Source organism: Dongia mobilis, from assembly GCF_004363235.1.
Lineage (GTDB): Bacteria > Pseudomonadota > Alphaproteobacteria > Dongiales > Dongiaceae > Dongia > Dongia mobilis.
Window position 1 is genome coordinate 180,911 of the sequence record NZ_SNYW01000006.1, and the last position, 9,980, is coordinate 190,890.

Genomic DNA, 9,980 nt, shown 5'->3' on the forward strand with positions numbered 1-9,980 from the left:
GATGACCGATATCGTGATCGATCCGGCGCTGGCCTTGGCCGATGCGACCATTCCGGAACTGCCCAATCATTATCGTGGCAAGGTGCGCGACAATTACGACCTGCCGGATGGACGCCGCATCCTCATCTCCAGCGACCGGCTCTCGGCCTTCGACCGCATCCTGGCTGCCATTCCGCACAAGGGTCAGGTGCTGACGCAGGTGGCGCGCTACTGGTTCGAGGCGACGGCGGATATTTGCCCGAACCATGTGCTGGATTATCCCGACCCCAATGTGGTGATCGGCAAGCGCCTTGCGATTCTGCCGGTCGAGATCGTGGTGCGCGGCTATCTCGCCGGCACCACCGGTACCTCGATCCTGACGCTCTACAAAAAGGGCCAGCGGCGGATGTACGGCCACGACTTTCCCGACGGCCTGCGCGACAACGAAAAGCTGCCGTCGCCCATCATCACGCCGACCTCGAAGGCGGAGCAGGGCGACCACGACGCGCCCATGACGGCAGATGAGATCGTGGCGAAGAAACTGGTGACGCCGGCGCAGTGGGAAACGCTGTCGCGCTATGCCCTGGCGCTCTTTGCGCGCGGACAGGAGATGGCGGCGAGGAACGGCCTCATCCTGGTCGACACGAAATACGAGTTCGGCCTCGATGAAAAAGGCGAGATCGTGCTGGCCGACGAAATCCACACGCCGGACAGCAGCCGCTACTGGCTGGCGGCATCCTATCGCGAACGCTTTGAAGCGGGCGAGAAGCCGGAAAGCTTCGACAAGGATTTCGTCCGCAACTGGGTGGCGGCGCGCTGCGATCCATACAAGGATGACATTCCCGAAATCCCGACGGAACTCATCCGCGACACGTCCCGCGTCTATATCCGCGCCTATGAGACGATCACGGGCCGGGCCTTCCAGCCGGGCGAGCAGCCGCCTTTGCCGCGCATCCGCCGCAATTTGGCACCCTATTTCTGCAAAGGTTGACTCCGGTGCCGGAAGCGCCTACCTCCAGCACCAGCCAGATGGCCGGATGGCCGCTCCCGCTCCGGCGGGGGAGGAAAGTCCGGGCTCCACGGAAAAACGGTGCCGGATAACGTCCGGCGGGTGTCAAGCCCAGGGACAGTGCCACAGAGAGCAGACCGCCCGGCTTTCGAGCCGGGCAAGGGTGAAAGGGTGCGGTAAGAGCGCACCGCGCGACCGGCAACGGAAGCGGCACGGCAAACCCCACCGGGAGCAAGACCAGATAGGAGGGCACGTGCGGCGCAAGCCGTGCAGGCGTTTTCCGCGCCGATCCTCGGGTAGGTCGCGTGAGGCGTTCGGCAACGAACGTCCCAGATGAATGGCCATCCAGGGGCCGGACGCGCGTGAGTGATGGCGGGCAACCGCTATATCGTGCGCGGCAGCGGCCCCGGACAGAACCCGGCTTACAGGCCGTCTGGCGCTTTTCCTTCATTAGATTGACGTGATGGCCTTGGCTCTGTCGCAGGGCCCTGGCGGCAGGAATCGCCCTAAAGAAAGAAATCCCAGGCCAGCCCGGCGCGCGCCTCGAACCAGCCTGCTTCTTCAACTCCCGAGACCGTGTCACGCCGCATTCCCATGCGCATAACAGAACATAAAAAGAACAAAAGGAAACAAAAAGAGAGTATATCCTAGCGCCAATGGCCAATTCGTTAAGTTCTGTTCTCAGCCCCTATCGCCAAGCCTTTGTTAACATTGGGAACGAGTTCTTGGAAAAATAACCAAAATCGGAAAAACCCGATATTTTCCATAGCGTTACAGGCTCTTCCCATTGACGGCCCATGTTATCCCATGATATCCCATTGATGATCGAAGATTTCCCAGGACCGCCCAGGCCGCGGTCCGGCCCATTTCGGCTTGGGCGCTGGGGGTTGGTGGCTGGCCGGCCACGCGCGAGGGGTGCCTGCGTCCGATGGCGTTGTTCATCGACACGTTCATCAACCGGATCGACAAGAAGGGGCGGGTTTCCGTCCCGGCGACGTTCCGTGCTGCCCTCATCGGCCTGCCCTTTGCAGGCATCGTCGGCATGCCGCATTTCCGCTACGACGCCGTGCAATGCGCCGGCATCGACTGGATGGAAGGCCTGGTTTCGCAGCTGGGCAATGTCGATCTTTTCTCGGACGAGCACGACGATCTGAGTGCGGCGATCTTCGCCGATGCCAAGCAACTCGCCTTCGATGGCGAAGGCCGGGTGGTGCTGCCCGACGCGCTCGCCGCCCATGCCCATCTCAGCGACGAGGTGGCCTTCGTCGGTCGCGGCCGCACCTTCGAGCTGTGGGAGCCGAAACGCTTTGCCGAGCACAAGGCCGAGGCCCGCCGCCGCGCGCTGGAAAAGGGCATGACGCTGCGGGCGCAACCCGCCAAGCCGGACGAGCGCGCATGACGGGTCGGGTCGACAAAGCACCGCGCCATCAGCCGGTTCTGCTGGCCGAGGTGGTCGCGGCCCTGGGCGCTGACAATGCCGGGCCCCGCGACGGCGCCATCTATGTCGACGGCACCTTCGGCGCCGGCGGCTATACCCGCGCCATCCTGGATGCCGCCAACTGCACGGTCTTCGCGATCGACCGCGACCCAGATGCGATCGCCGGTGCCGGCGATCTGCTGCAGCGCTATTCCGGCCGCCTGCATGTGATCCAGGGGCGCTTCGGCGACATGCGTCGCCTGCTGGCCGAGCGCGGCGTCCATGCGGTCCAGGGCGTCACCCTCGATCTCGGCGTATCCTCGATGCAACTGGACGAGGCGGCGCGCGGCTTCTCCTTCCGCTTCGACGGCCCACTCGACATGCGCATGGAGCAGGCGGGCGAAAGTGCCGCCGATCTGGTCAACAGCATGGCCGAGCGACCGCTGGCCGATCTCATCTTCACCTTCGGCGAGGAGAAGAAGGCGCGCCGCATCGCCAGGGCGATCGTGGCGGCGCGGGCGCTGGCTCCCATCACTTCGACCGGCCAGCTGGCCGAGATCGTGCGGCGCGCGATCGGTCCCGCTGGCGGTGCCGAGCGGATCGACCCCGCGACCCGTACCTTCCAGGCCCTGCGCATCGCCGTGAACGACGAACTGGGCGAAATCGATCGCGGCCTCGACGCTGCCGCGGCGCTGCTGGCACCGGGCGGGCGCATGGCGATCGTCTCGTTCCACTCGCTGGAGGATCGCCGCGTGAAGCATTTCATGCGCGCGCGCGCCGGCCGTAGCCCGAAGGGGTCGCGCCATCTGCCCGAATTCGACGCGGTCCAGCCGACCCTGCGGCTGGTCAGCCCGCAGGGAATTGCCGCGGGCGATGCCGAGATCGCCGCCAACCCCCGGGCGCGCTCGGCCCGGCTGCGTGTCGCCGAGAAGCTCGAGGTGGCGGCATGATCCGGATCGGCACCATCGTCTGGTTCGTCCTCCTGGCGCTGCTCGGTGTCGGGCTGTTCCAGGTGAAGTATGCCGTGCAGGCGAAGGAGCGTGACCTACGCGCGGTCAATCGCCAGATTACCGCCGATCGGCAGATCCTGCGCGTGCTGGAAGCCGAATGGAGCTATCTCAACGATCCCGTACGGCTTGCCGATCTGACGCGCCGCCACACCGACCTGGTGCCGGCAATGGCGAGCCAGATCGCCGGCTTCGACGCCCTGCGCGAGCGCCCTGCCAACCAGCCGCTGCCCGATGTGACGCTGCCTGATACCCCGGCGCCGCTGCTGGTCGGTACGGCGCCACAGTCAGGCTCAACGCAGGCCGCCCCGGCGCAGCAAGCGGCGCTGCCGCCGACTACTTCGGCTCCCAATGTGGCGCCTGCCGGTGCCGAGGCCGGCTCGGCGACGTTCCAGACCTCCTCGGCCGGTAGCGTCGATGGCACCGAGGCCGACGCAGCTGATGAGGATGCCACGATCCGCGCCATCCTGGCCGATATGGAAGCCAAGCAGAATGCCGCCGAGGCGCCGGCGGCTGACCTTTTGCCGGCGACCGGCGCTGGCGGTGCGCAATGATCGGCCGGCGCAACCGGCACCAGCCGGCGCAGCCTGACTTCCAGGTCCAGCGCGCGCAGCCGGTGATCAACCCGATCGCGCTGCAGCTGGAGCCGGATGGCGTGCAGCGGCGCGCGCTCGAGATCAGCCATCATCGCCTGATCCTGGGCCTCGGCCTCTTTGCCATGGCCTTCCTGGTGATCGCGGTGCGACTTGCCATGGTGACCTTGCTGCCGGCGGAAAACGACGGGCCGAGCATCGCCGCGGCACCGGCCGCCGCGCGTGCCGACATTCTCGACCGCAACGGCGTGGTGCTGGCGACCTCGCTGACGACGGCGTCGCTCTACGCCAATCCGCAGAACATCCGCGACCCGCAGGCGATCGCCCTGGCGCTCAACGAAATCCTGCCGGAACTGTCGGTCGAGACCACCGCCGCCAAGCTGGCCGGCGACAAGACCTTCGTCTGGCTGAAGCGGAACCTGACGCCCAAGCAGCAGATGGCAGTGATCCGCCTGGGCGATCCGGGCCTGCAATTCCTGCACGAGACCAAGAGGGTCTATCCGCAGGGCAATCTGACCGCGCATGTGGTCGGTTTCGCCGATGTCGATGCGCGCGGCCTGGCGGGGGCGGAACGCTCCTTCGACGACGTGCTGGCCGCCGGTCAGCAGCCGCTTTCGCTTTCCATCGATGTCCGCATCCAGCACATCCTGCATGAGGAGATGTCGCGCGCGATCGCCGATTTCACCGCCATCGGTGGCGCCGGCATGGTGATGGATATCGCAACCGGCGAACTGCTCGCCATGGTCTCGCTGCCGGATTTCGATCCGGCACGGCCCGGCACGGCAAGCGATGACGCACGATTCAACCGCGCCACGCTCGGCACGTTCGAAATGGGCTCGACCTTCAAGCTGTTCAACACCGCGATCGGCCTCGATACCGGCGCAGTCACCCTGGCCGGCGGCTTCGACGCCACCAACCCGATCCGCATCGGCGGTTTCACCATAGACGACTACAAGGGCAAGCATCGCTGGCTCAGCATCCCGGAGATCATCGCCTATTCCTCGAATATCGGCTCGGCCAAGCTTGCCGATACGTTCGGCGCCGAGGTGCAGAAGGCCTATCTGCAGCGCTTCGGCCTGCTCGCGAAATCGCCCATCGAGCTGGCTGAGGTGGGGGTGCCGCAATATCCGAAGAACTGGAAGCGCATCAACACGATGACCATTGCCTACGGGCACGGCATCTCGGTCACGGCGACGCAGCTGGTTGCCGGCATCGGTGCGCTGGCCAATGGCGGCCTGCTGCGCCATCCCACCCTGCTGAAGCGGGCGGCCGGCGAGGTGGCGGAAGGGACCCGTGTCGTTTCCGAACAGACCTCGGCCCAGATTCGCCAGCTGATGCGACTTGTGGTGCAGGTGGGCAGCGGCAAGAAGGCGAACGCGCCGGGCTACCTGGTAGGTGGCAAGACCGGCACCGCGGAAAAGATCACCACCCAGGGGGGCTACAACAAGAACTCGCGCATGGCGGTGTTCGCGGCGGCCTTCCCGATGCATGCGCCGCGCTATGCCATCGTCATGATGATCGACGAACCGAAGCCGAACGCGCAAAGCTACGGTTACGCCACGGCCGGCTGGGTGGCGGCGCCGGCGGTGGGTGCGCTGGTGCAGCGCATGGCGCCGTTGCTCGGCATCGCGCCGATCGATGACGACGCGCCGGAAGCGCAGAACCCGCTGGTGGCGATGGTCGAAAACCCGCAGGGCGCACCCGCCAGCGCCGCCCAAATTCAGCCGAAATCGGATGCTAGCAAGGAAAAGCAGGCGAAAGCGCAGGCGCCTTCGCCGGTCGCCACCGCCCCAGCGCCGGTCCAGCCGGCGACAACCGGAGAAATCATCTTCCAGGCCAAACCCTTCGTCGCCACGCCGGTCTCGACCGGCGCTGCGCTGCAACCGGCGCCAGTCGCCGCCAAACCATTTGTTCCCAACGAGGATCCGGCCCTTGCGGTTGAGTGACATCATCGGCGATTGCGTGCGTGTGGCGCAGGCGGGCAGCGGCATCGACAAGATCGTCGTTGCCGGCCTTACGGCCGACTCGCGCGCGGTCGGGCCGGGTTTCCTTTTTGCGGCGCTGGCCGGCGCCAAAGTCGACGGGCTCGCCTTTGTTGCCCAGGCAGTCGGCGCCGGTGCCGCAGTAATCCTGGTCGCCGCCGGGCAGAAGCCGGTGGTGCCGCCGCATGTCGCCGTGCTGGAAGCGGTGCAGCCGCGCCTTGCCCTGGCCAGGATCGCCGCGCGCTTCCATGCGCGCCAGCCCAACATCATCGCCGCCGTCACCGGCACCAGCGGCAAGACCTCGACCGCCGTCTTCACCCGCCAGATCTGGTCGCAGCTCGGCCACCGCGCCGCCAGTCTGGGCACGATCGGCCTGGTCGGCCCAGGCATCGAATATGGCGAATCGCTGACCACGCCGGATCCGGTCAAGCTGCACCAATTGCTGGCCGAACTGGTGGATCACGACATCCATCACCTCGCCATGGAAGCCTCCAGCCACGGCCTCGACCAGTTCCGACTCGACGGCGTGCAGGTCTCGGCTGCGGCCTTCACCAACTTGTCGCGCGATCACCTCGATTATCACGGCGACATGGCAAGCTATCTGAAGGCCAAGCTCCGCCTGTTCGAGGAATTGCTGCCGGCGGGCGGTGCCGCCGTGGTCAATGCCGACATGGCGGAAGCCGCACGTGTCATCGAGATCGCCCGGGCGCGGCATCATCGCCTGATCACTTTCGGGCGCCGGCGCGGCGATATCCGCCTCGTGAAGCAGGTGCCGCTGGCGACCGGGCAGCAATTGCAGCTGGAGGTTTTCGGCCAGCGCTGCGACGCCACCTTCTCGGTGGCCGGGCTGTTCCAGGCCGAGAACCTGCTGGCCGCCCTCGGCCTCGTCATCGGCGCCGGCGAAAAGCCGGAAATGGCGGTTGCCATGATCGACCGCCTGACCGGCGTCCATGGCCGCATCGAGCGGGTGGCGACGACGCCATCGGGTGCCGCCGTCTATGTCGATTACGCGCACAAGCCGGCGGGTCTCGAGGCCGTCCTCGGCACGCTGCGGCCGCACACCACCGGCCGACTCGTCGTCGTTTTCGGCTGCGGCGGCGACCGCGATCGCGGCAAGCGGCCGGAAATGGGCGCGCTTGCGGTGCGTCTTGCCGACCGCGTCATCGTCACCGACGACAATCCACGCAGCGAGGATCCGGCCGCAATTCGGGCCGAAATTCTGGCGGCCGCACCGGGCGCCGTCGAGATCGGCGACCGTGCCCAGGCGATCCGGGCTGCCATGCATGAATTGAAGTCCGGCGACGTGCTGGTAATCGCCGGCAAGGGCCACGAGACCTATCAGCTGGTCGGCGACCAGAAGTTCGATTTCGACGACAGCGAGGTGGCGCGCAACTGTGCTGCGGAACTGGCGCGAGGTGCGGCATGAGCCAGAACCTCTGGACCTCCGCCGAGATCGCGGCCGCCACCGGGGGCAGGGCGGGCGCCGGATTTGCCGCGAGCGGTGTCTCCATCGACAGCCGCAGGATCGCCAGGGGCGATCTGTTCGTGGCGCTGCAGGGTCCCAATTTCGACGGTCACGACTATATTGCCGGCGCGCTTTCGGCGGGTGCCGCCGGAATCCTGGCGCATCGCCTGCCGGCGGGCATCGCGGCGGATGCGCCGGTAGTGCTGGTCGGCGATACGCTCATCGGCCTGCAGGACCTCGGCCGTGTCGCGCGCGACCGGTCGCCGGCGAGATTCATCGCGGTCACCGGCAGCGTCGGCAAGACCAGCACCAAGGAGATGCTGAAACAGGTGCTGGGCGCCCAGGCCGCCACCTTCGCCTCCGAAGGCAATCTCAACAACCATTGGGGCGCGCCGCTTTCGCTGGCGCGCATGCCGCGCGATGCCGCCATCGGCATATTCGAGCTCGGCATGAACCATGCCGGCGAAATCCGGCCGCTGGCGAAAATGGTGCGGCCCCATGCCGCGATCATCACCGCGGTGGAGGCCGTGCATATCGAGTTCTTCAACTCGGTAGACGAGATCGCCGACGCCAAGGCCGAGATCCTGGAAGGGATGGAGCCTGGCGGCACCGCCATCCTGCCGCGCGACAACCCGCATTTCGCGCGCCTCAGGGACCGTGCAAAGGCGCTCGGCATTGCGCATATCGTCACCTTCGGCGCGGCTGCGGAAAGCGATTGTCGCCTGCTCGACTGCGTGGTGGGCGAGGACGGCAACAGGGTCACGGCGTCGATCGGCGGTCGCGAACTTGCCTTCAGCATGGGTCTTGCCGGTCGCCATCAGGCGTTGAATGCGCTGGCAGTTCTGGCCGGTGTCGCGGCCCTGGACGGCGACGTCGCGCGGGCGGCGCGGGATCTCGGCGCGACGCGGGCACTCAAGGGCCGCGGTCAGCGCGAGACGATCGCACTTGCCGGCGGCACCCTGCTGTTGCTCGACGAATCCTACAATGCCAGCCCGGCTGCCATGCGCGCCGCCTTCACGGTCCTCGGCGGCATCCGTCCGGGTGCGGGCGGACGGCGCATCGCCATCATCGGCGACATGCGGGAATTGGGGGCGCAGGGCCCGGCGCTGCACCGGGATCTGTGCGACGCCATCGTCGCGGCCGGCATCGAGCGCGTCTTTTGTGTCGGCGCGCTGATGGGTGATCTGTTCCAGATCCTGCCCGCTTCGCTGCGCGGTCATCACAGTGTCGATTCGCTCGCCATGGTGGCCCCCGCGATCGCAGCACTTCGGGCCGGCGACGTGGTGCTGGTGAAGGGATCACTGGGCACGCGCATGGCGCCGATCGTGGACGCCATCCGGGCAATGGACAGCAACGCAACGCAGCCGCGACAAGCGGCCAACGGGCACTGACGGGGCGGGGGAACAGGGGATCGATGCTCTACAATCTGCTCGCACCGCTGGCCGAGGATCTCAGCATCTTCAATCTATTCCGCTATCTTACCTTCCGCAGCGGCGGTGCGGTGTTGTTCTCGTTCTGCCTGACGCTGCTGATCGGGCCGCCGATGATTCGCTGGCTGAAGAAGGTCCAGCGCGAAGGCCAGCCGATCCGCGACGACGGACCGGAGAGCCATCTGCTGACCAAGAAGGGCACGCCTACCATGGGCGGTCTCATGTTCCTGCTCTCGGCCAGCATCACGACGCTGCTCTGGGCCGATCTCTCCAACGTCTATGTCTGGGTCGTGCTGCTGGTCACCATCGGCTTCGGCATCATCGGCTTCGGCGACGATTTCCTGAAACTGACCAAGCGCAACACCAAGGGGCTCAACGGGCGCCTGAAGCTGGCCGGCCAGGCGACGATCGGCATCATCGCCACGCTGGTCATCGTCTATCATCAGAGCAGCACGCTCGGCCAGACGACACCCGGGCTTGCCACCGGTGTCGCCATACCGTTCTTCAAGGATGTTCTCATCCCGCTCGGCGTCGGCTTCGTCGTGTTCGGTGCGCTGGTCATGATGGGCGCCTCCAACGCGGTCAACCTGACCGACGGCCTCGACGGTCTTGCCACGGTACCGGTGATGATCGCAGCGGCCTGCTTCGCGCTCATCGCCTATCTGGTCGGCAATGCGGTCTTCGCCAACTACCTGCAGCTCCACTTCGTGCCGGGCTCGGGCGAGCTGGCGGTGTTCTGCGGCGCGCTCTGTGGTGCCGGTCTCGGTTTTCTCTGGTTCAATGCGCCGCCCGCCATGGTCTTCATGGGCGACACCGGCTCGCTTTCCATGGGCGGGGCGCTGGGTGCCATCAGCGTCATCACCAAGCATGAGCTGGTGCTGGCCATCATCGGCGGCCTGTTCGTTCTCGAGACCGTCTCGGTGATCGTCCAGGTGATGAGCTTCAAGATGACCGGCAAGCGCGTCTTCCGCATGGCGCCGCTGCATCACCATTACGAAAAGAAGGGCTGGGCCGAGCCCACCATCGTCATCCGTTTTTGGATCATCGCCGCGGTCCTGGCGCTGATCGGCCTTGCCACCCTGAAGCTGCGATAGGCGC

At 66.3% G+C, this 9,980-nt stretch carries 8 protein-coding genes and 1 other RNA gene; all 9 read left to right on the forward strand.

Features of this window, described 5'->3' with window-relative positions; all coding sequences use genetic code 11:
* Position 1: 1 nt before the first annotated feature.
* The 9 genes from A8950_RS02435 to mraY all read left to right on the forward strand — a co-directional run bounded on the left by A8950_RS02435 (position 2) and on the right by mraY (position 9,976).
* The gene (locus A8950_RS02435) at positions 2-970 is read left to right on the forward strand and encodes a phosphoribosylaminoimidazolesuccinocarboxamide synthase (protein ID WP_133612028.1); all 969 of its coding nucleotides are present in this window, start codon (positions 2-4) and stop codon (positions 968-970) included.
* 34 nt (positions 971-1,004) lie between these two features.
* Positions 1,005-1,429, forward strand: an RNA gene (rnpB, locus tag A8950_RS02440) — RNase P RNA component class A.
* Between the two features lie 487 nt (positions 1,430-1,916).
* A complete protein-coding gene (locus A8950_RS02445; protein WP_133612029.1) occupies positions 1,917-2,387 on the forward strand; it encodes a division/cell wall cluster transcriptional repressor MraZ in 471 nt (156 codons plus the stop codon).
* The gene (gene rsmH, locus A8950_RS02450; RefSeq protein ID WP_133612030.1) at positions 2,384-3,355 is read left to right on the forward strand and encodes a 16S rRNA (cytosine(1402)-N(4))-methyltransferase RsmH; all 972 of its coding nucleotides are present in this window, start codon (positions 2,384-2,386) and stop codon (positions 3,353-3,355) included. Before A8950_RS02445 ends, rsmH begins: the two co-directional genes overlap by 4 nt.
* Positions 3,352-3,966: a cell division protein FtsL gene (gene ftsL, locus A8950_RS02455; protein WP_133612031.1), complete on the forward strand. Its 615-nt coding sequence runs from the start codon at positions 3,352-3,354 to the stop codon at positions 3,964-3,966. The genes rsmH and ftsL overlap by 4 nt, the downstream gene beginning before the upstream one ends.
* The gene (locus A8950_RS02460; RefSeq protein WP_133612032.1) at positions 3,963-5,951 is read left to right on the forward strand and encodes a peptidoglycan D,D-transpeptidase FtsI family protein; all 1,989 of its coding nucleotides are present in this window, start codon (positions 3,963-3,965) and stop codon (positions 5,949-5,951) included. Before ftsL ends, A8950_RS02460 begins: the two co-directional genes overlap by 4 nt.
* Positions 5,944-7,413 carry a UDP-N-acetylmuramoyl-L-alanyl-D-glutamate--2,6-diaminopimelate ligase gene (locus A8950_RS02465; protein ID WP_166644941.1) on the forward strand — a complete coding sequence of 490 codons (1,470 nt, stop codon included), beginning with the start codon at positions 5,944-5,946 and terminating at the stop codon, positions 7,411-7,413. Before A8950_RS02460 ends, A8950_RS02465 begins: the two co-directional genes overlap by 8 nt.
* Positions 7,410-8,843 (forward strand): UDP-N-acetylmuramoylalanyl-D-glutamyl-2,6-diaminopimelate--D-alanyl-D-alanine ligase, encoded by a 1,434-nt coding sequence (locus tag A8950_RS02470; RefSeq protein WP_133612034.1) that lies wholly within the window; start codon positions 7,410-7,412, stop codon positions 8,841-8,843. Before A8950_RS02465 ends, A8950_RS02470 begins: the two co-directional genes overlap by 4 nt.
* Positions 8,844-8,866: 23 nt before the next feature.
* Positions 8,867-9,976 carry a phospho-N-acetylmuramoyl-pentapeptide-transferase gene (gene mraY / locus A8950_RS02475; protein WP_133612035.1) on the forward strand — a complete coding sequence of 370 codons (1,110 nt, stop codon included), beginning with the start codon at positions 8,867-8,869 and terminating at the stop codon, positions 9,974-9,976.
* The last annotated feature ends 4 nt before the right edge of the window (positions 9,977-9,980 follow it).

Excerpts from the sequence above, each read along its gene's own strand:
- A8950_RS02435 (WP_133612028.1), top strand. The coding sequence starts at position 2 with ATGACCGATATCGTGATCGATCCGGCGCTGGCCTTGGCCGATGCGACC.
- A8950_RS02445 (WP_133612029.1), top strand. The coding sequence starts at position 1,917 with ATGGCGTTGTTCATCGACACGTTCATCAACCGGATCGACAAGAAGGGG.
- rsmH (WP_133612030.1), top strand. The coding sequence starts at position 2,384 with ATGACGGGTCGGGTCGACAAAGCACCGCGCCATCAGCCGGTTCTGCTG.
- ftsL (WP_133612031.1), top strand. The coding sequence starts at position 3,352 with ATGATCCGGATCGGCACCATCGTCTGGTTCGTCCTCCTGGCGCTGCTC.
- A8950_RS02460 (WP_133612032.1), top strand. The coding sequence starts at position 3,963 with ATGATCGGCCGGCGCAACCGGCACCAGCCGGCGCAGCCTGACTTCCAG.
- A8950_RS02470 (WP_133612034.1), top strand. The coding sequence starts at position 7,410 with ATGAGCCAGAACCTCTGGACCTCCGCCGAGATCGCGGCCGCCACCGGG.
- mraY (WP_133612035.1), top strand. The coding sequence starts at position 8,867 with ATGCTCTACAATCTGCTCGCACCGCTGGCCGAGGATCTCAGCATCTTC.